The organism is Aeromonas sp. LsrichE-8G, assembly GCF_022869435.1.
Lineage (GTDB): Bacteria > Pseudomonadota > Gammaproteobacteria > Enterobacterales > Aeromonadaceae > Aeromonas > Aeromonas caviae.
Genome location: NZ_JALIHH010000246.1, coordinates 55,044 through 74,046 on the forward strand (window position 1 = coordinate 55,044; position 19,003 = coordinate 74,046).

Consider the following 19,003-nt stretch of genomic DNA (forward strand, 5'->3'; position numbering starts at 1 on the left):
CAGTTGCCGGGTCATGGGATGATGAAACGTGGGGGCCGTCATGGTAGAGGTGTTCGGGGACGCTATCCGCAAAAATGAGTGGGAGAGTCTAGCACAACCCCTGTGGCGGGCCGAGCAGATCCGCAGCATGGAACGGCGCTGGGCCGAGCACGAGGGGTTGCCCCTCTATGTGCTGATGGAGCGGGCTGGGAGTGCGCTGTGCAACTATGCCTGTCACCACTGGCCCGACAGCCGCCAGTGGTGGATCTTCGTCGGCCCTGGCAACAACGGTGGGGATGGCTACGTGCTGGCCCGCCTTGCCCGGCGCATCGGCCTCGAGCCTTTGGTGATTGCCGCCCGGGCTCCCGGCCTGCTGAGGGGAGATGCCAGGCGGGCTGCCGAAGAGTGGCTCGCATCGGGGGGGAGCGTGACCATGGCCGAGGATCTGCTGCCCGCCACGCTGCCGCCGCCGGATCTGGTCATAGACGCACTGCTCGGTACCGGTGTCCAGCTTCCCCTCTCCTCGTCAATGACAAAGATCGTCGCAACAATCAATGGCTTGAACGCGCCCGTGCTGGCGGTGGATCTCCCCTCCGGTCTCAATGCCGACACCGGCCGCGCCATGGGCGCACTGGTGCGCGCCACCCGCACCCTCACTTTCATCGGCATCAAGCAGGGCATGCTCACCGCCGACGGGGTAGACGGAGTCGGCCACCTCGACCGGGATCCCCTGGGAGTGACGCCGGGGGAGGAACGGGTTCCCGCTGCCGAGCGGATCGATTATCCCAGCCTCAAGGGGTTGCTGACCCCGCGCAGGCGCTCGGCTCACAAGGGACACAGCGGCAAGGTACTGCTGACGGGGGGGAACCTCGGGATGCAGGGGGCCATCCTGCTGGCGGGTCAGGCCTGTCTGCGGGCGGGGGCGGGATTGGTACGCCTGCGCCAGCACCCGGATTGCCCTGCGGCCAGCCTGGTTCAACCCGAGCTGATGGGATGCCCGGCGGACATGGATGAAGGGTGGGCATCGGTGCAGGTACTGGGCCCCGGGCTCGGTCAGGATGAGTGGGGCCGGGACCGGTTCGAACAGGGCATCGGAGCCGCCGTGCCACTGGTATTGGACGCCGATGGATTGAATTGGCTGGCGCAGGCCCCCCGTCATCAGGATAATTGGGTGCTCACACCCCACCCCGGGGAGGCGGCTCGCCTGCTGGGCTGCACCATCGCCGAGGTCGAGGGGGACAGGTTTGCGGCCGTCTCGCGGCTGCAACAGCGCTACGGTGGCGTGGTGCTGCTCAAGGGGGCGGGGTCGCTCATCTGCGACGGCAGGCGTATTTCCCTGTGCGACGAGGGCAACCCCGGCATGGCCAGTGGCGGCATGGGTGACCTCTTGTCTGGTATAATCGCCGCCCTCCTGGCTCAGGGCTGGTCCGCGGGCATGGCCACCCGACTCGGGGCCGTGATCCACGCAGAGGCCGCCGATCTGGCCGCCGCCGAGGGTGAGAGGGGCATGCTGGCATCGGATCTGCTGCCCTGGATCCGTCGTCTGGTCAATCCGACACAGTAACAAGTAACAAGAAGAACATGGCAAAAACCTTGATGATGACACTGCCGGACGAGGCAGCAACAGTGGCGCTGGGTGGCCGTCTGGCAAAGGCGTGCCAGCAGGCCACCACGGTATTTCTGCACGGTGCCCTCGGGGCCGGCAAAACCACCCTGACCCGAGGCTGGGTGCAGGGACTGGGTCATGAGGGCAAGGTCAAGAGTCCGACCTATACCCTGGTGGAGCCCTATGAGCTTGCCCAGTGGCAGGTCTATCACTTCGATCTCTATCGACTGGCCGACCCGGAAGAGCTGGAGTTCATGGGCATTCGCGACTATTTCGCCGCCGATACCCTTTGCCTGGTGGAGTGGCCAGAGAAGGGCGAGGGCTGGCTGCCAGCCCCGGATCTCGAGATCACCCTGAGTTATGCAAACGAGCAGCGCGAGGTGCAGATTGATGCCCGCACTGCTATCGGCGAAGCCATTCTGGAACGGTTGTCATCTCAGTGCGCGTGATCCTTGTCTTTGTTCTCTCCCTGATGGCATTGCCCACCTGGGCCAATCAGCTCAAGAGTGTGCGGGTGTGGCCATCACCGGACAACACCCGGGTGGTGCTCGACATGAGCAGCGCCCCCAATTTCAACTACTTCACCCTGACCGGTCCGAACCGTCTGGTCATCGACCTGAAAGGGGCGAGCAACGCCACCAACCTGGCCCGCATCGAGAACAAGAGCGAGCTGGTGCGCAAGATCCGCGAGAGCACGCCCCTTGAACAAGGCAGCCTGCGCCTGGTGCTGGATCTCGGCTCTGCCATCAAGCCAGTGGTCTTCCCGCTGGCGCCGGCGGGTCCCTATGGCCACCGTCTGGTGATCGATCTGCCCTACGAAGAGAAGGGCAGCGCGGCGGCACAACCCGCGCCCGTCGGGGGACAGGGCAAGGCCATCGTCATCGCCATCGATCCTGGTCACGGCGGGGAAGACCCGGGCTCCATCGGCCCGCGCCGCACCTACGAGAAGCGGGTGACCCTGTCGGTGTCGCAGAAGCTGGCGGCCCTCATCGATCGCGAGCCCGGCATGCGTGCCGTGCTGACCCGGCGCGGCGACTACTTCGTCGACCTGAACAAGCGCTCCGAGATCGCCCGCAAGGCCAAGGCGGATCTGCTGGTGTCGGTGCACGCCGACAGCTTCCACAACTCGACCCCGCGCGGCGCGTCCGTCTGGGTGCTGTCGACCAACCGTGCCAACCGCGAGATGGGCAGCTGGCTCGAGAAGCAGGAGAAGCAGGGTGAGCTGCTCGGCGGCGTCGGCAAGGTATTGGCCGAATCCGATCCCAACCCCTATCTGGCACAGACCTTCCTGGATCTCTCCATGGACAAGTCCAGGGCCGAAGGTTATGAGGTGAGCCGCCAGATCCTGCGCTCCATGGGCAGGGTGGCCCGGTTGCACAAGAAGGCGCCGGAACATGCGAGTCTGGCGGTGCTGAAGGCGCCGGACATCCCCTCTGTACTGGTGGAGACGGGCTTTATCTCGAACCACGCCGAGGAGAAGCTGCTGGCCACCGCCAGCTATCAGGATCAGTTGGCCCGGGCCATCTTCGAGGGGATCCGCAACTATTACCGCAGCCACCCGACCAAGGGGCCCATGCTCACCGGCAAGGGGCAGGTTGCCGCCCCACCGCGTCAGGCGCCTGCCAGCAAGCCGGTCGCTGTCAGCAAGCCGGCTGCCCAGCCAACGCAGCAGGTCGTGACCAACCGGATGCCGGCGAGCGAGCCCTATCGCGTCGGTGAGGGCGGCGCCCCGGTCAGCAGTGTCGGCAGCGCCTCCGGTGCCGGCGTGATCAAACCTTACAAGGTCGCAGCCCAGGAGCCGAGTGCGCCGGTAGCCAGCGTGCAGAGCAACGACAAGTCCAACATGATCCGCCACGTGGTCACCCGTGGCCAGAGTCTCTCCCGGCTCGCCGAAAAACATGGGGTGAGTCAGGCGCGACTGGTGGAGATCAACAAGCTCAAGTCACGGGACATCCAGATAGGGCAGGTGCTCTATATTCCGCGAAAATAGCGCGGGCTGAAGAACGCTGCCCTTCTCTGCCGATGGCAGGGAGGGGCGGTGAGCGTTGATGGCGCCAGGTCCACCTCTTCCCCTTTTTCATCTGCAGGAGCAAGCGATGCCAATCCGTATATTGCCGCCGATTCTGGCCAACCAGATTGCTGCCGGTGAGGTCGTGGAGCGGCCCTCCTCCGTGGTGAAGGAACTGGTGGAAAACAGCCTGGATGCGGGCGCCGACCGGGTCGAGATCGACATCGACAAGGGAGGCGCCAAGCTTATCCGCATTCGTGACAACGGCTGCGGTGTCGCCAGGGATGAGCTGGTGCTGGCGCTGTCGCGCCACGCCACCTCCAAGGTGGCGACCCTGGACGATCTGGAAGGGATCAACAGCCTGGGCTTTCGCGGGGAGGCGCTCGCCTCCATCAGCTCCGTCTCCCGCCTCACCTTCACCTCCCGCACGGCAGAGCAGAGCGAGGCCTGGCAGGCCCAGGCGGAAGGGCGTGAGATGAGCGTCACCGTCAAGCCGGCAGCCCACCCGGTGGGCACCACGGTGGAGGTGGTGGATCTCTTCTTCAACACCCCGGCGCGGCGCAAGTTCATGCGCAGCGAAAAGACCGAATTTGCCCACATCGACGAACTGGTGCGCCGCATCGCGCTCTCCCGCTTCGACGCTACCCTGATCCTGCGCCACAACGGCAAGGTGGTGCGCCAGTACAAGGCGGCCAACACGGTGGCGGAGCAGGAGCGCCGCCTCGCCGCCGTCTGCGGTTCCCCCTTCATGCACCATGCCCTGGCGGTATCGAGCGAACACAGCGACGTGCGGTTGTGGGGCTGGCTGGCCACCCCGGCAGGAGCCAGGCCGCAGAACGACCTGCAATACACCTATGTCAATGGCCGCATGATGCGGGACAAGCTCATCAATCACGCCATTCGCCAGGCCTATGACGAGCTGCTGCCCGCCGATCGCTTCGCGGCCTATGTGCTCTATATCGAGCTGGATCCCCGCCAGGTGGATGTCAACGTCCATCCGGCCAAGCACGAAGTGCGTTTCCATCAGGCGCGTCTCATCCACGATTTCATCTTCCAGGCGCTGTTTACCGCACTGCGCCAGGACGGGGCAGGGAGCGCCACCGATGCCCCCCTGGCCGAGACCCAGGTCGAGCTGCCGGGCAGCCCGGAGATCACCTATCCGGGTCAGGCGCCGCGCACCGAGTGGTACGGTGCCGAACACGGCTATCGGGCTCCTGCCCCTGCGCGAGATGGCGACGGCGTGCGGGAAGGCGGTGGTGGCAGGGGAGGACACTACCAGCCTCCCGAACCCCCGAGCCGGGCCGCCATGCGAGGCATGGGCGCCTTGCTCACCACCCTGCCCGAGGTGGCGACGCCGGCATCCCGGCCCGTAGCCGAGAGCGGTGCCGTCGAGACGCCAGCCCGAACGGGGGAGTGGCGCGCCCTGAGCCTGGTCGAGCAGGCCTATCTGCTGATGGAGCGTCAGGGGCAACTGGCGCTGCTCTCCCTGGTGCGCGCCGAGCGTCTGTTGTTGCGCCACTGGCTGCTGGATGCCTGGGGCCAGGGGCTGGCGGCCCAGCCTCTGTTGCTGCCGGTCTCCTTCAAGCTGTCGAAAAACCTGGTCGCCCTGGTGGAGGAGCGGGAACGTCTGCTCAAACGCATGGGGCTGGAGTTGAAAAGCGGGGGACGCGACACCATGATCCTGACTCGGGTGCCCGCCCTGCTGCGCCAGACCGATCTGGCCCGCCTCTTACCCGAATTGTTGCAATTGGTCGAGAGCGGATCTGACAGTGATGCCGACGCGCAGGCTGGGGTACTATGCCAGTGGTTGGTGGAACAAGGCATAAGTGCCGAAAAAATATACGATTTTGCCACTGCCACCCGGTTGTTGACGGAACTTGTTGCCGATTTCAGTGACCAACTGGCAGACGTTCGCATGGTACGCCCGTTGTCGCTGGCGAACGTGCTGGCCGAGTTTGCCGATGGCAACTGACGGCGTCTCGTCGTCTGTTGCATCCATATGACCAGTTTTATGCCGGCTCGCCCGTGAAGGGGCGGCCGAAGGGAGTGTTTAACGTGGCTGACTTGCCGACTGCAATTTTTCTGATGGGGCCGACGGCCTCCGGCAAGACGGATCTCGCCATTGAACTGTGCCAGGCCCTGCCCTGCGACATCATCAGCGTGGACTCCGCGCTCATCTATCGCGGCATGGACATAGGCACCGCCAAGCCGACGCCAGCCGAGCTGGCACAGGCCCCGCACCGGCTCATCGACATCCTGGATCCCGCCATGAGCTATTCGGCGGCGGATTTTTGCAAGGATGCCCTGCGGGAGATGAAAGAGATCGCCGACCGTGGTCGCATTCCGCTGCTGGTGGGCGGCACCATGCTCTATTTCAAGGCGCTGCTGGAGGGGCTTTCTCCGCTGCCTTCCGCCGATCCCGCCATTCGGGCCGGCATCGAGGAAGAGGCTGCCCGCCTCGGCTGGCAGGCGCTCCATGACGAACTGGTGCGCATCGACCCGGTGGCCGGTGCCCGCATCCACCCCAACGATCCCCAGCGCCTGTGCCGGGCGCTCGAGGTTTACCGCATCAGCGGCAAGACCCTCACCGAGTTGACCCAGGTACAGGGAGAGGGGCTGCCCTACCGGGCGCTGCAGTTTGCCATCGCGCCGAGGGATCGGGCCGTGCTGCACCAGCGCATCGAGCAGCGGTTTGACAAGATGCTGGGCTGCGGCTTCGAGCAGGAGGTCAGGGCGCTTTACGAGCGGGGGGATCTCACCCCGGATCTTCCCTCCATTCGCTGCGTGGGATACCGCCAAATGTGGGACTACCTGGCGGGGGAAGTGGAGTATGATGAGATGCGTTATCGCGGCATTGTTGCCACCCGCCAGTTGGCCAAGCGTCAGATGACCTGGTTGCGCGGTTGGCCTGATGTGACCTGGTTGGAATCTGGTGAGTCTGGCAATCTGGCCAGGGTCGTCGCCCAAGCTGGTCCGGCTTGACACTCCTGTATAATCAGGTTGTTATATTGAATATCCGGTGTTTAAAAACAACAAACTATAAGGAAAAGAAAGATGGCTAAGGGGCAATCTCTCCAAGACCCGTTTTTGAATGCGCTGCGCCGTGAGCGTATTCCTGTTTCTATCTATTTGGTGAACGGCATCAAACTGCAGGGTCAGATCGAATCGTTTGACCAGTTTGTCATTCTGCTGAAGAACACCGTGAGCCAGATGGTCTACAAACACGCCATTTCCACCGTGGTGCCGGCCCGTGCCGTCAACCATCACCAGCACGCCCCGGGCGCCGCCGGTGAAGAGCAGGGTGAAGCCGAGGCGTGATATCCTGCGGCGAGTTCACTCGCCAACTCAGATCCATCATGATACCTGTCAAGGAGCAAGCGCTTGTTTGACCGTTACGAAGCTGGTGAACAGGCCGTTCTGGTACATGTCAACTTCAGCGATGAGGGCGAGCGGGAGGATCTGGACGAGCTCAAGATGCTGGTGAGCTCGGCCGGGGTCAATGCACTGGGGGTGATCACCACCAGTCGCAGCGCACCCAGCGCCAAATTTTTTGTCGGCAGCGGCAAGGCGGAAGAGATCGCGTCCCAGGTCCAGATGCTGGACGCCGACGTGGTCATCTTCAACCATGCCCTGACCCCCGCCCAGGAGCGCAACCTGGAGCGTCTGTTCCAGTGCCGGGTCGTGGACAGGACTGGCCTTATCCTCGATATCTTCGCCCAGCGCGCCCGCACTCACGAAGGCAAGTTGCAGGTCGAACTGGCCCAGTTGCGCCATCTTTCCACTCGTCTGGTGCGAGGCTGGACCCACCTTGAGCGACAAAAGGGGGGGATCGGTCTGCGCGGCCCGGGTGAAACCCAGCTTGAAACCGACCGACGCCTGCTGCGTGAGCGCATCAAGGCCATTTTGCGCCGCCTCGACAAGGTGGCCAAGCAGCGGGAGCAGGGGCGTCGTGCCCGCAACCGCAACGAGGTGCCGACCGTTTCCCTGGTGGGTTACACCAACGCCGGAAAGTCCACTTTGTTCAACCAACTTACAGCTGCCAGCGTGTATGCTGCCGACCAATTGTTCGCAACCCTGGATCCGACCCTGCGCAAATTGGTGATCCAGGATGTGGGTGATGTGATTCTGGCGGATACAGTTGGATTTATTCGACACTTGCCCCATGATCTGGTCGCGGCCTTCAAGGCGACGCTGCAGGAGACCCGCGAAGCGGACCTGCTGCTGCACGTGGTGGACTGTGCCGATGAGCAGATGCAGGAAAATATCGAGTCGGTGCAGCAGGTGCTGGCCGAGATCGAAGCCGATGACCGACCCCAGCTGATGATCTGCAACAAGATCGACAAGCTGGGTGAACATCCGGTCGGGCTGGAGCGTGACGAAGAGGGGCGCCCGGTGCGGGTCTGGCTGTCAGCCCAGACCGGGGAAGGATGTGCAGACCTGTTTACGGCCCTGACTGAATTGCTGGCCGGCTCCATGGTGCACCACACCCTGCAGTTGCCGCCTTCGGCCGCCAGATTGCGCAGTGCGCTCTATCGCCTCAAGGGCATCGAGCAGGAAGGTTTCAGCGAGGAGGGGGATTTTGTGTTGGAAGTCCGCCTGCAACTGGCTGACTGGAACCGCCTCATGAAACAAGAAGGTGATAGTTTACAACGCTTTATCAGGCATTGATTCGTCGATGAGATGAATGTTTGCTGGCTTCATCAACGGTTGATGACCCGATAGAGATGATATCCATCCGCATGTATTAATGGAGACGCTGATGGCTTGGAATGAGCCTGGTAACAACGGCAAAGACCGTGACCCCTGGGGGAACAACGGCAAGAATCAGGGACCCCCTGATTTGGACGAGATGCTGCGCAAGGTGAGCCGCCGTTTTGGTGGTCTGCTCGGTGGCGGCAAGTCTGGTGGTGGCGATGTAGGCAAGTTTGGCCTCTCCATCGCTCTGGTGGTGGCGGTAGTGGTGTGGGTCGTCAGCGGCTTCTATACCATTCGTGAAGCCGAGCGGGGCGTGGTGCTGCGCTTTGGCGAATACTCCCACAACGTGGATCCCGGCCTGCGCTGGAAGCCGACCTTCATCGACCGGGTGATCCCGGTGGACGTGGAGTCTGTCCGTTCCCTGCCGGCGTCCGGTTTCATGCTGACCCAGGATGAGAACGTGGTACGGGTCGAGATGGACGTGCAGTATCGCGTGGTCGATCCCGAGCAGTACCTGTTCAGCGTGACCAACGCCGACGAGAGCCTGAGCCAGGCCACCGACAGCGCCCTGCGCTACGTGGTGGGTCACACCCGGATGGACGATGTGCTGACCACGGGTCGTGAGAAGGTGCGTCAGGAAACCTGGCAGGTGATCGACAGCATCATCGAGCCCTATCAGATGGGTCTGCAGATCGTGGACGTCAACTTCCTGCCGGCGCGTCCGCCGGAAGAGGTGAAGGATGCGTTTGATGACGCCATCTCCGCCCAGGAAGATGAGCAGCGTTTCATCCGTGAAGCGGAAGCCTATGCCCGTGAAGTGGAGCCCAAGGCTCGTGGCCAGGTCAAACGTCTGGAGCAGGAGGCCGAAGCCTACAAGTCCCAGATCGTGTTGAAGGCCAAGGGTGAAGTCGCTCGCTTCAACGAGCTGCTGCCCCAGTATCAGGCCGCGCCCGAGCTGACCCGTGATCGTATCTACCTGGAAACCATGGAAGAGCTCTATCAGCAGGCCAACAAGGTGGTGGTCGACATGCCGGCTGGCAACAACAGCATGATCTACCTGCCGCTCGACAAGCTCTCTGGCAAGGCGAATGCCGTGCAACCGGCACGTCCTGCGGGCACCCCGGCAGTCGAGGCGGCCCAGCCGTCCAACGAAGGGGCCAACTCCACTCCGACCCCGCTGCGTGGCGGTGATCGTTTCAGCACAGGGAGAAACTGATAGATGAAAAAGCTAGCTATTGGTGTCATCGCTGTGGCCGCCATGGTCTGCTTCTCTTCCATCTTCATCGTCGATGAAGGACAGAAGGGGATCGTGGTGCAGTTTGGCAAGGTGAAACGGGTCGACTCCGGTGAACCGCGCCTGTACGAGCCGGGTCTGCACTTCAAGGTGCCGCTCATCGACCAGGTACGCAAGATGGATGCCCGCATCCAGACTCTGGAAGGCCAGGCGGATCGCTTCGTTACGTCCGAGAAGAAGGACCTCATCATCGACTCCTACGTGAAGTGGAAGATCGAGGACTTCTCCAAGTACTACCTGGCGACCGGTGGTGGCAACAAGATCCAGGCTGAAGACCTGCTCAAGCGCAAGATCAACAACGGCCTGCGTTCCGAGATCGGTAACCGTACCATCAAGGACATCGTCTCCGGCGAGCGCAGTACCGTGATGGAAGATGCCCTGATGAAGATGGCGCGCTCCTCCGAGCTCGGCATCAAGGTGGTGGATGTGCGCATCAAGCAGATCAACCTGCCGGTGGAAGTTTCCAGCTCCATCTATCAGCGGATGCGTGCCGAGCGGACCGCGGTTGCCCGTGAACACCGTTCACAGGGCCGCGAGCAGGCCGAGATCCTGCGTGCCGACATCGACCGCAAGGTGACCGTGATGATCGCCGACGCCGAGAGTAATGCCCGTCAACTGCGTGGTGAAGGGGATGCCGAAGCAGCCAGGATCTATGCCGACAGCTACAAGAAGGACCCGGAGTTCTTCAGTTTCGTGCGCAGCATGGAGGCCTATCGCAAGAGCTTCGCCGGCGGCAACGACCTCATGGTCCTGAAACCGGACAGCGAGTTCTTCCGCTACCTCAAGTCGCCGCACGGCAACAAGCAGTAAACACGTGTTGATATGACCCAAGGGCCTGATGATTCAGGCCCTTTTGTTTGCCGGTCACAGACCGGCAGGGGAACAGGGATAAGGAGAGGTGATGCTGACATCCATGTTGATGGGGCTGGGGTTGCTGCTGCTCTTCGAAGGATTGGGGCCTTTGCTTGCTCCCAGGGCATGGCAGCAGATGCTGCGCCTGCTCGGGGAGTTGCCGCCGGAACAGCTGCGCCGCATCGGCGGCTGTCTGGTGGTGGCCGGTGGTGTCATCTTGTGGGCGTTGGCCCGTTATAACCTGTGTTGATACGACAGTGGCACGGCGAATTCAGACAATAAAAAAGAGGCCAGAGGGCCTCTTTTTTATTGTCCGCCGGCTGGCATCAGGCGCTGCGCTGCACCGCCATGTGGGCCAGGGTCTCCAGCGCTTGCTTGTGCCGGGAGTCCGGCAGGATGGCGAGGGCGTCGATGGCCTTGTCAGCCTCTTCCCGAGCTCGCTGGCGGGAGTATTCGAGAGCTCCGGTGCGATCCAGGATGCCCAGAATACGCTCCAGGTGATCCATCCCGTTGCGGTGCTCGATGGCATCGCGCACCAGTTGACGCTCTTCCGGGGTACCCACTTCCATGGCACGCAACAGTGGCAGGGTCGGCTTGCCTTCGGCCAGATCGTCACCCACGTTCTTGCCCATCTCCTCGCTCTGGGAGCAGTAGTCCATCACGTCGTCGATGATCTGGAACGCGGTACCCAGGTACTTGCCGTAGTCGGTCATGGCCTGCTCGACGGGCTCGGGCTGATGGGTCAGCACGGCGGCGAGTCGGGTCGCGGCTTCAAACAGCTTGGCGGTCTTGCAGTAGATGACCGTCATGTAGCTCTCTTCCGTGGTATCCGGATCGTTGCAGTTCATCAGCTGCAGCACTTCTCCTTCGGCGATGGTATTGGTGGCATCGGAGAGGATCTCCATCACCTTCAGGTTGGAGAGTTCGCTCATCATCTGGAAGGAGCGGCTGTAGAGGTAGTCACCCACCAGGACGCTGGCGGCGTTGCCAAACAGGGCGTTGGCGGTTTCCCGGCCGCGGCGCAGGTCGGATTCGTCGACCACGTCGTCGTGCAGCAGGGTGGAGGTGTGAATGAATTCGATGATGGCGGCCAGTTTCAGGTGATCTTCACCCTCATAGCCCAGTGCGCGTGCGGCCATCACGGTCAGCATGGGGCGCATCCGTTTTCCGCCTGCACTGACAATATAGAAACCCAGCTGGTTGATCAGGCTGACATCGGACTGGAGTCTCGCCAGGATCAGTTCATTGACCGCCGTCATGTCGGCGGCACAGAGCGCACGGATAGTCTGTTGGTCCATAAGTCTCGTAACGTGACGGCAGCATTTACTGCGTTTTTAGCAATGGCGGGGATTCTACACGATTTCACAATGGGTTACAGTTAGGCGTTTATTCACGGGGGCAGATATGCGCACAAAATAAACTTTTTGCTAAATTGGCCTTGCCTCGGCAAATCGTTCTGCGTAGAATGCCCGCCCATTGTTATAGGTTTTTGTGCGTGTCTGGCCTTGAGCAAAAGACACGCCTTTACGGAGTTAATCAAATGTACGCGGTATTCCAAAGCGGCGGAAAACAACACCGTGTGGCCGAAGGTCAAATCGTTCGTCTGGAAAAGCTGAACGTTGAGACTGGCGCTACCATCGACTTCAACGAAGTGCTGATGGTTGCTGCAGGCGACACTTTCAAAGTAGGTGCTCCTTTCGTTGAAGGTGGCAAGGTTGTGGCTGAAGTTGTGGCTCACGGCCGTGGCGAGAAAGTGACTATCGTCAAGTTCCGTCGTCGTAAGCACCACCGTAAGCAAGCGGGCCACCGTCAGTGGTTCACTGAAGTCAAAATCACTGGCATCAGCGCTTAATTAGAGGAGTCCGATAGATGGCACACAAAAAAGCTGGCGGTTCATCCCGCAACGGTCGCGATTCTGAAGCTAAACGCCTGGGCGTGAAGCGTTTCGGCGGCGAAACAGTTCTGGCTGGCAGCATCATCGTTCGTCAGCGCGGCACCAAGTTCCACGCTGGTGAGAACGTTGGTCTGGGCAAGGACCACACTCTGTTCGCTACCGCGAACGGTAAAGTGCAGTTCGAAGTTAAAGGTCCGCAGAATCGTAAGTACGTCAGCATCGTTGCTGAGTAATTACGGACCGCAAGGATCCGAAGCCCCGCCAACCTGGCGGGGCTTTTGTTTTTCTGATGAGTTTGACGAAAAAACGGCACGCGGATGAGCCGGCGCTGACAGCCCTCATCGGCCAGATGCGCCTCGCCCGAAGGGGCCCGTATCACTATAATTGCGTATCGGTTTTTCGAATTAAGGTGACGGTTACCTATGAAGTTTGTTGATGAAGTCCAGATTCGAGTCGATGCCGGTGACGGTGGTAACGGTTGTGTGAGCTTCCGCCGCGAGAAGTACATCCCGAACGGCGGCCCGGACGGCGGTGACGGCGGTGATGGTGGCGACGTGTATCTGGTGGCCGATGAAAACCTGAACACCCTGATCGACTACCGTTTCGAGCGCTTCCACGCCGCCGAGCGTGGCGAGAACGGCCAGAGTGCCAACTGTACCGGTCGTCGCGGCAAGGACAAGATCCTGCGAGTACCGGTCGGCACCCGCGCCACCGATGAAGACACCGGCGAACTGCTGGGGGATTTGACCAGTCACGATCAGAAGCTGCTGGTTGCCAAGGGCGGCTTCCACGGCCTTGGCAACACCCGCTTCAAGAGCTCGGTCAACCGGGCGCCGCGCCAGAAGAGCAACGGCACCCCGGGTGAAGTGCGTACCCTGAGGCTGGAGCTGCTGCTGCTGGCAGATGTCGGCATGCTGGGTCTGCCCAACGCAGGCAAGTCCACCTTCATTCGCGCCGTTTCTGCGGCCCGTCCGAAAGTGGCAGACTACCCCTTCACCACCCTGGTACCGAATCTGGGTGTGGTACGCGGTGAAAACTCCCGCTCCTTCGTCATTGCCGACATTCCCGGCCTCATCGAAGGGGCTGCCGAGGGAGCAGGCCTGGGTATCCGCTTCCTCAAGCACCTGGAGCGTTGCCGCGTCCTGATCCACCTGGTGGACATCTGCCCGGTGGATGGCTCCGATCCTGCCGAGAATGCCGTGACCATCGTCCGGGAGCTGGAAAAATACAGCCCCGAGCTGGCGGGCAAGCCGCGCTGGCTGGTGTTCAACAAGATGGACCTGATCCTGGAAGAAGAGGCTCAGGAAGTGATGGACAGAGTCAAGGCAGCCCTCAACCACGAAGGTCCGGTCTACGCCATCACCGCCATCAGCAAGGAAGGCACCAAGAAGGTGTGCTACGACATCCTGGATCTGCTGGACACCATGCCCCGTCAGCTGGCGGAAGATGCCAGAGACGCCATCGAGAAGGTGGAGTTCAAGTGGGACGACTATCACAAGAACCAGCTGGCCAAGGCGGAAGCCGATGCCCTGGCGGCGTCCAAGGCCTTCGATGATGGCTTGGACGATGACGACTGGGACGATGAGGACGACGACGGCGTCGAAGTCATTTACGTTCGCGATTGAGCATCATGTTCGTGACAAGACCGGAGCCAGACAGGCTCCGGTTTTTTTATGGGAGGATCGACGGGGTCACCCTATAGATATATTTTTCATGTCTCTTATTGCCTGACAGTGGCTGCGGATTATACTGCGCACCTGAATGTAACCTGTATGAAACATTATGCTAACCATTCAAATTGAATCGATATGCATGACTGTTTTGGTTTGTTCTTATGGATGGTTCGCCTGATAAAATATTTATGCTTGAAATGATCAATTAACGGCTTGTTTGTGCAGTTTTTTGGGTTATTCTTGCGCCCGTTTTCCGGGCGAGGGCATGAGTATGCAGGCGGCCCGGCTGAAGGAAAAGTCACATTTAAGGCTGTTTATATGTTGGAAAAGACCCTGGAAGCACCGGCAATCCGTACTCGCCGCAACGTGCTGATGTTTTTGATCCCGTCACTGATCGGGATCCTGCTGTTCATGACCCCGGTCATCTATGACGGCAATGTCACCATTCCCGTCGCCGTGTTGGCGAAGCTGGTTCAAACGGTGTTTGCCGATCATCTGGTGGCCATGGTCAGCGCCATCATCACCACCACCATGCTGATGACCCTGATCGCCTGGCTGTTCAAACCGGCGATCCTGGTAAAACGCCCCTTCCTCAACAGCCTGTTCAACGTCTCCCCCTTCTGGGCGTGCGTGCGGGTGCTGGGCGGGGTCTTTGTGCTGTTGACCTTCTTTGAAGCCGGTCCCGAGGTGCTGCGCTCAGGGGCGACCGGCGGCCTGGTGCTGCACGATCTGCTGCCGGTACTGTTCTCCGTCTTCATCTTTGCGGGCCTGCTGCTGCCCTTGCTGCTGGATTTTGGTCTGCTGGAGTTTGTCGGTACCATGATGACCCGCATCATGCGTCCGGTGTTCCGTCTGCCGGGTCGTTCTGCGGTGGACTGCTTCGCCTCCTGGCTCGGTGATGGCAGCGTCGGGATCCTGCTGACCAGCAAGCAGTATGAAGGCAAGTTCTACACCCAGCGGGAAGCGGCCGTCATCGGTACCACCTTCTCCGCCGTCTCCATCACCTTCTGTCTGGTGGTGATCTCCCAGGTGAAGCTGGAGCACATGTTCGTCCCCTTCTACCTGACCGTCTGCCTGGCCGGTGTGGTGGCCGCCATCGTGGTACCGCGCCTGCCGCCGCTCTCCTGGAAGAAGGATGTCTACAGCGACGGTACTCCCCTGTGCCGCAAGCAGGAGGCCATCCCCCATCAGCACAGCGTGCTGAGCTACGGCTATCATCGTGCCCTGACCAAGGCCGACAGCATGACGGATCTCGGCGCCGTGGCGCGTGAAGGGGTGAAAAACGCCCTGGACATGGTATTTGGCGTGCTGCCGGTGGTGATGGCCGTCGGGACCTGTGCCCTGATGCTGGCGGAGCACACCCCGGTGTTCAACTGGCTGGGGGCGCCCTTCGTGCCTTTGCTCGAGTTGCTGCAACTGCCGGAGGCGGAAGCTGCTTCCAAGACCATCATGGTGGGCTTCGCCGACATGTTCATCCCGGCGGTGCTGGCCTCCACTATCGAGAGCGACATCACCCGCTTTGTGATCGCCGCCATGTCGGTCACCCAGCTCATCTACATGTCGGAAGTGGGCGCTCTGTTGCTGGGCAGCAAGATCCCGGTCAAGTTGTGGGAGCTGTTCGTCATCTTCCTGCTGCGCACCCTGGTCACCCTGCCGGTGATTGCCGGTGTGGCGCACCTGCTGTTCTAAGGGGCGAAGTGGAACGAAAAACGGTCAACCTGGGTTGACCGTTTTTTTTGGTTCATCGCGGCTTTCCGGGGAAGGCCGCCTTGATTTTCAGAAAAAAGTATTCTGAGTCCCTAAATCCATATGCCATACGCTTTATCACTTTGATCTTGTTGTTCACCCCTTCCAGCACACTCGTGTGCATCGGGTAGTTTGCACTCGCCAGGATCCCCCGCATATATTTCGATAAATTTCGACCAAATCGTTGCAGCGGCGCTAGCCCGCTTTCCTTCACCTGCCGCATCCAGCTCCGCCATCGTCGCCATCCTTCCCACACGCTCGGCGCATACCAGATGCCCTTCAACGCCTCTTTCAGCACGTACACCATCGCCAGCGGTTGATTCGCCGCCAACAGCTCCTGCAACTTCACATCCTGTTTTTCACTCAGCTTCGCCCGATTACGTAGCAGTAACCAACGCGCACTTTTGACCACTTTTCGCGCCGGTTTATCGCTTTTCAGTGCATTCGCCTGCTCCACTCGCACCCGGTCCACCACCTCTCGGCCATAGCGAGCCACCACGTGGAACAGGTCGTAGACCACCTCCGCCTGCGGGCAGTGTTGCTTCACCTCCAGGTCGAACGCCGTGTTCATGTCCATCGCCACCGCCTCAATCTGCTGGCATCGCTCGCCGAGCTGCTCGAAGAAGGGACGGATAGCGGCCCGGCTGTTGCCGTGCCCCACCGTAAGCGCCCCTAGATCAGCACCTGTTTTTCGGACAATACGCTCGTCACACTTAACCTCATCGTTTCTTCATCGAGGTTTCAGCTATGACTACGCAACAACGTGACGTATTTTGGCAGCAGCAGATCGCATCTTGGCTCTCATCCCGACTTTCCGCCCCCGCTTTCTGTAAACTCCATGACCTCAGCTACCACCAGTTCTCCTACTGGCGCAGAAAGCTGGCAACACCCCAACTCGATAAGGCTGACTCGTCTGCCGGATTTGCTCGTGTCACCCTGCCGCCCTCTCAGACGACCCACCCAGGCTTGACCCTCACCTTGCCCAACGGCATCGCCATCTCCGGCCTGCATGCCAGCAATATTGAATTGCTCGGCGCTATCATGAGGCTCTTGTAATGCGCCCGCGTTACCTGCGACCGGCCCTGACTCTGCCGCAGATCTACCTCTACCGGGCGCCCATCGATTTTCGCAAACAGGCCAATGGCCTGGCGGCGCTGGTCGAGCAGCAACTCGGGCACAATCCATTCTCCGGTGCCCTCTATGCCTTCACCAATCGCCGCCGCAACAAGATCAAGTGCCTGATGTGGGAGGACAACGGCTTTGTGCTCTATTACAAGGCGCTCGCCGAGGAGAAATTCAAATGGCCATCCCCTGCCGATGAGCTGCTCTCCCTCTCGGCTGAGCAGATCAATTGGCTGCTCGATGGCTATGATATTTCCCTGATGAAAGGCCACAAAAAATTGCACTATGAAACGCTCTGAATCGGGCTAAATAAGTGCTTTACTACGTTGTTTTTGTTATAATTTAGCCATGAAAATAACGCCTGAATACCTCACCCCATTGCCCGAACTCGGCAGCCTTTCCGCTGCTGAGTTGTTGGTGGTGATTGCTGATTTTCAGCAACAACTGGCGTTGCAACAAGAAGCCCTCCTTTCCAAAGACGCGGCTATCGCGCGGCGTGATTCTCATATCTTGCTGCTTGAAGAGCTGCTGCGCTTACGCAGGGCGCAGCGCTTTGCCGCCAGCAGTGAAAAGCTCGCCAGCCAGCTCCAGCTCTTTGATGAAGCCGAGATGGAAGTCGAGATCGACACTCTGCAAGCACAGTTGCCTGAAGCCGCCACCGCCAAGATCGCTCCCAAGCGTCGTCAGCGCGGCTTTTCTCCGTCATTGGTGCGCGAACGTCTCGAACTGACCCTCAGCGATGAAGAGAAAGTCGGGGCCAGCAAGGTCTTCTTCACCAAAGTCAAAGAAGAGCTGAAGTTCATCCCGGCCCAACTCAAGGTGCTGGAGATCTGGCAAGAGAAGGCAGTATTCGAGCGCGATGGCGAACAGGTGATCCTCGCGGCCAAACGTCCGGTGCATCCACTGGGCAAATGCGTTGCCACCCCGTCACTGCTGGGCTACATCATCACCTCGAAGTATGCTGATGGCCTGCCGCTCTACCGCCTGGAGCAGATGTTCAAGCGCCATGGGCAGGAAGTGAGTCGCACCAGCATGGCACACTGGCTCATCCGTCTGGATGACGTGTTCCAGCCCCTGATGAACCTGCTGCGCGAAGAACAAAACAGCGCCGCTTACCTTCAAGCTGATGAGACCCGGATCCAGGTCCTCAAGGAAGCGGGCAAAACGGCCCAATCGGATAAGTGGATGTGGGTCACCCGCGGCGGTCCCCCGGGCCGACAATCAGTATTATTTGAATATGATCCGTCGCGTGCCGGCAGCGTACCCGTGCGCCTGCTGGCCGGTTTTGACGGTATCCTGCAAGCTGATGGTTATTCTGGCTACGCCGAGGTGTGCCGCACAAACGGGCTCACCCGTATCGGCTGCTGGGATCACGCCCGGCGTAAATTTATCGAAGCAACGAAGGCTGTCCCCGCGAAAGACCAACGTAAAGCCAGCAAGGCCGATGTGGCGTTGGGCTATATCAGCAAACTCTATGCTATCGAACGGGAGCTGCGGGACGGCAGTGATGCCGAGCGCTATCAGGGGCGGCAGTCACGCAGCGTGCCGCTGCTGGCAGAGTTCAAAATCTGGTTGGAAGAGCAGATCGGCAAGGTGATGAAAGGGTCGCTGACGAGAAAAGCGATGGAGTACACGCTGGGACAGTGGTCTTGCCTGGTAGGTTACTGCATGCGCGGCGATCTGCATATCAGCAACGTGCTGGCGGAAAACGCGATCCGCCCGTTTGCGGTGGGTCGCAAGGCGTGGTTGTTCGCCGATAGCGCGCAAGGAGCGAAGGCGAGCGCGACCTGCTACTCGCTGCTGGAAACAGCCAAGGCCAATCAGCTGGAGCCGTCAGCGTATATCAATTATGTGCTGGAGCGGATCGGCGACGCGGACAGCCTGGAAAAGCTGGAAGCGCTGCTACCGTGGAATGTGGCGTTGGAGCCGATTTCAAAAAAAGTGGCGCAATACCGTTAGGGCAAGTACGTCGATTTAACGGCGCTTACGCCCCACCCACAGGACGCGGGTTCGCTCGGCATCCATGATCACGGTGGCATAGCGGTGTCCCTTGTGCAGGGCAAACTCATCCATCACCAGCCGCCGCACCTCCCCAAGTTCGATGGTGCCCACACTGGTCTGCAAACGGCGCTTG

General features: G+C 60.5%; 18 protein-coding genes and 2 pseudogenes. 17 read left to right on the forward strand and 3 right to left on the reverse strand.

Annotation, left to right across the window (positions count from 1 at the left end):
- Positions 1-40: 40 nt before the first annotated feature.
- From MUW49_RS20475 to MUW49_RS20520, 10 genes are all read left to right on the forward strand, one after another.
- Positions 41-1,543, forward strand: coding sequence for an NAD(P)H-hydrate dehydratase (locus MUW49_RS20475; protein ID WP_134997940.1), 1,503 nt, complete (start codon positions 41-43; stop codon positions 1,541-1,543).
- A 17-nt stretch (positions 1,544-1,560) separates the two neighbouring features.
- Positions 1,561-2,034: a tRNA (adenosine(37)-N6)-threonylcarbamoyltransferase complex ATPase subunit type 1 TsaE gene (tsaE, locus tag MUW49_RS20480; protein WP_045523780.1), complete on the forward strand. Its 474-nt coding sequence runs from the start codon at positions 1,561-1,563 to the stop codon at positions 2,032-2,034.
- Positions 2,025-3,575, forward strand: coding sequence for an N-acetylmuramoyl-L-alanine amidase (locus MUW49_RS20485; protein ID WP_103261494.1), 1,551 nt, complete (start codon positions 2,025-2,027; stop codon positions 3,573-3,575). Before tsaE ends, MUW49_RS20485 begins: the two co-directional genes overlap by 10 nt.
- 106 nt (positions 3,576-3,681) lie before the next feature.
- Positions 3,682-5,565: a DNA mismatch repair endonuclease MutL gene (mutL, locus tag MUW49_RS20490; RefSeq protein ID WP_244813138.1), complete on the forward strand. Its 1,884-nt coding sequence runs from the start codon at positions 3,682-3,684 to the stop codon at positions 5,563-5,565.
- Between the two features lie 92 nt (positions 5,566-5,657).
- Complete coding sequence (miaA, locus tag MUW49_RS20495) at positions 5,658-6,575, forward strand: tRNA (adenosine(37)-N6)-dimethylallyltransferase MiaA (protein WP_161470477.1); 918 nt, start codon at positions 5,658-5,660, stop codon at positions 6,573-6,575.
- A 72-nt stretch (positions 6,576-6,647) separates the two neighbouring features.
- Positions 6,648-6,911: an RNA chaperone Hfq gene (gene hfq, locus MUW49_RS20500; protein WP_011704864.1), complete on the forward strand. Its 264-nt coding sequence runs from the start codon at positions 6,648-6,650 to the stop codon at positions 6,909-6,911.
- Positions 6,912-6,974: 63 nt separating this feature from the next.
- Positions 6,975-8,261, forward strand: coding sequence for a ribosome rescue GTPase HflX (gene hflX / locus MUW49_RS20505; RefSeq protein WP_161470478.1), 1,287 nt, complete (start codon positions 6,975-6,977; stop codon positions 8,259-8,261).
- Between the two features lie 91 nt (positions 8,262-8,352).
- Positions 8,353-9,504: an FtsH protease activity modulator HflK gene (gene hflK / locus MUW49_RS20510; RefSeq protein WP_010673195.1), complete on the forward strand. Its 1,152-nt coding sequence runs from the start codon at positions 8,353-8,355 to the stop codon at positions 9,502-9,504.
- Between the two features lie 3 nt (positions 9,505-9,507).
- A complete protein-coding gene (gene hflC / locus MUW49_RS20515; protein WP_010673196.1) occupies positions 9,508-10,392 on the forward strand; it encodes a protease modulator HflC in 885 nt (294 codons plus the stop codon).
- Positions 10,393-10,483: 91 nt separating this feature from the next.
- Complete coding sequence (locus MUW49_RS20520; protein WP_043152561.1) at positions 10,484-10,684, forward strand: DUF2065 family protein; 201 nt, start codon at positions 10,484-10,486, stop codon at positions 10,682-10,684.
- Between the two features lie 76 nt (positions 10,685-10,760).
- Here the strand turns inward: MUW49_RS20520 and ispB are convergent, their stop codons facing one another.
- On the reverse strand, positions 10,761-11,732 hold the full coding sequence (gene ispB, locus MUW49_RS20525) for an octaprenyl diphosphate synthase (protein ID WP_043152564.1): 972 nt from the start codon (positions 11,730-11,732) through the stop codon (positions 10,761-10,763).
- A 242-nt stretch (positions 11,733-11,974) separates the two neighbouring features.
- Here ispB and rplU point away from each other — a divergent pair, with 242 nt between their 5' ends.
- The 4 genes from rplU (at position 11,975) to MUW49_RS20545 (ending at position 15,690) form a co-directional block, all read left to right on the forward strand.
- Complete coding sequence (rplU, locus tag MUW49_RS20530) at positions 11,975-12,286, forward strand: 50S ribosomal protein L21 (RefSeq protein ID WP_005304210.1); 312 nt, start codon at positions 11,975-11,977, stop codon at positions 12,284-12,286.
- Between the two features lie 17 nt (positions 12,287-12,303).
- Positions 12,304-12,561, forward strand: coding sequence for a 50S ribosomal protein L27 (gene rpmA / locus MUW49_RS20535; protein ID WP_010673199.1), 258 nt, complete (start codon positions 12,304-12,306; stop codon positions 12,559-12,561).
- A gap of 189 nt (positions 12,562-12,750) precedes the next feature.
- Positions 12,751-13,953, forward strand: coding sequence for an Obg family GTPase CgtA (gene cgtA, locus MUW49_RS20540; RefSeq protein ID WP_010673200.1), 1,203 nt, complete (start codon positions 12,751-12,753; stop codon positions 13,951-13,953).
- Between the two features lie 366 nt (positions 13,954-14,319).
- Complete coding sequence (locus tag MUW49_RS20545; RefSeq protein ID WP_010673201.1) at positions 14,320-15,690, forward strand: YjiH family protein; 1,371 nt, start codon at positions 14,320-14,322, stop codon at positions 15,688-15,690.
- A gap of 52 nt (positions 15,691-15,742) precedes the next feature.
- Here MUW49_RS20545 and MUW49_RS20550 read toward each other — a convergent pair.
- Positions 15,743-16,408 (reverse strand): annotated as a pseudogene (locus MUW49_RS20550) (ISL3-like element ISAeme19 family transposase); the annotation flags it as partial.
- Between the two features lie 86 nt (positions 16,409-16,494).
- Between MUW49_RS20550 and MUW49_RS20555 the strand changes: the two are divergent.
- Genes MUW49_RS20555 through MUW49_RS20565 form a run of 3 tightly spaced genes read left to right on the forward strand, consistent with a single transcriptional unit; the run spans position 16,495 to position 18,828 of the window.
- Positions 16,495-16,803: a hypothetical protein gene (locus MUW49_RS20555; protein ID WP_042012893.1), complete on the forward strand. Its 309-nt coding sequence runs from the start codon at positions 16,495-16,497 to the stop codon at positions 16,801-16,803.
- Complete coding sequence (tnpB, locus tag MUW49_RS20560) at positions 16,803-17,168, forward strand: IS66 family insertion sequence element accessory protein TnpB (RefSeq protein WP_042012890.1); 366 nt, start codon at positions 16,803-16,805, stop codon at positions 17,166-17,168. Before MUW49_RS20555 ends, tnpB begins: the two co-directional genes overlap by 1 nt.
- 49 nt (positions 17,169-17,217) lie before the next feature.
- The gene (locus MUW49_RS20565; RefSeq protein WP_052814785.1) at positions 17,218-18,828 is read left to right on the forward strand and encodes an IS66 family transposase; all 1,611 of its coding nucleotides are present in this window, start codon (positions 17,218-17,220) and stop codon (positions 18,826-18,828) included.
- Between the two features lie 30 nt (positions 18,829-18,858).
- On the opposite strand, the pseudogene MUW49_RS20570 reads toward MUW49_RS20565, so the two are convergent.
- A pseudogene (locus MUW49_RS20570) lies at positions 18,859-19,003 on the reverse strand (ISL3 family transposase); the annotation flags it as partial.

Coding starts and splice junctions, on each gene's coding strand:
- MUW49_RS20475 (WP_134997940.1), top strand. CDS start 41: ATGGTAGAGGTGTTCGGGGACGCTATCCGCAAAAATGAGTGGGAGAGT.
- tsaE (WP_045523780.1), top strand. CDS start 1,561: ATGGCAAAAACCTTGATGATGACACTGCCGGACGAGGCAGCAACAGTG.
- mutL (WP_244813138.1), top strand. CDS start 3,682: ATGCCAATCCGTATATTGCCGCCGATTCTGGCCAACCAGATTGCTGCC.
- hfq (WP_011704864.1), top strand. CDS start 6,648: ATGGCTAAGGGGCAATCTCTCCAAGACCCGTTTTTGAATGCGCTGCGC.
- hflK (WP_010673195.1), top strand. CDS start 8,353: ATGGCTTGGAATGAGCCTGGTAACAACGGCAAAGACCGTGACCCCTGG.
- hflC (WP_010673196.1), top strand. CDS start 9,508: ATGAAAAAGCTAGCTATTGGTGTCATCGCTGTGGCCGCCATGGTCTGC.
- MUW49_RS20520 (WP_043152561.1), top strand. CDS start 10,484: ATGCTGACATCCATGTTGATGGGGCTGGGGTTGCTGCTGCTCTTCGAA.
- ispB (WP_043152564.1), bottom strand. CDS start 11,732: ATGGACCAACAGACTATCCGTGCGCTCTGTGCCGCCGACATGACGGCG.
- rplU (WP_005304210.1), top strand. CDS start 11,975: ATGTACGCGGTATTCCAAAGCGGCGGAAAACAACACCGTGTGGCCGAA.
- rpmA (WP_010673199.1), top strand. CDS start 12,304: ATGGCACACAAAAAAGCTGGCGGTTCATCCCGCAACGGTCGCGATTCT.
- cgtA (WP_010673200.1), top strand. CDS start 12,751: ATGAAGTTTGTTGATGAAGTCCAGATTCGAGTCGATGCCGGTGACGGT.
- MUW49_RS20545 (WP_010673201.1), top strand. CDS start 14,320: ATGTTGGAAAAGACCCTGGAAGCACCGGCAATCCGTACTCGCCGCAAC.
- MUW49_RS20555 (WP_042012893.1), top strand. CDS start 16,495: ATGACTACGCAACAACGTGACGTATTTTGGCAGCAGCAGATCGCATCT.
- tnpB (WP_042012890.1), top strand. CDS start 16,803: ATGCGCCCGCGTTACCTGCGACCGGCCCTGACTCTGCCGCAGATCTAC.
- MUW49_RS20565 (WP_052814785.1), top strand. CDS start 17,218: ATGAAAATAACGCCTGAATACCTCACCCCATTGCCCGAACTCGGCAGC.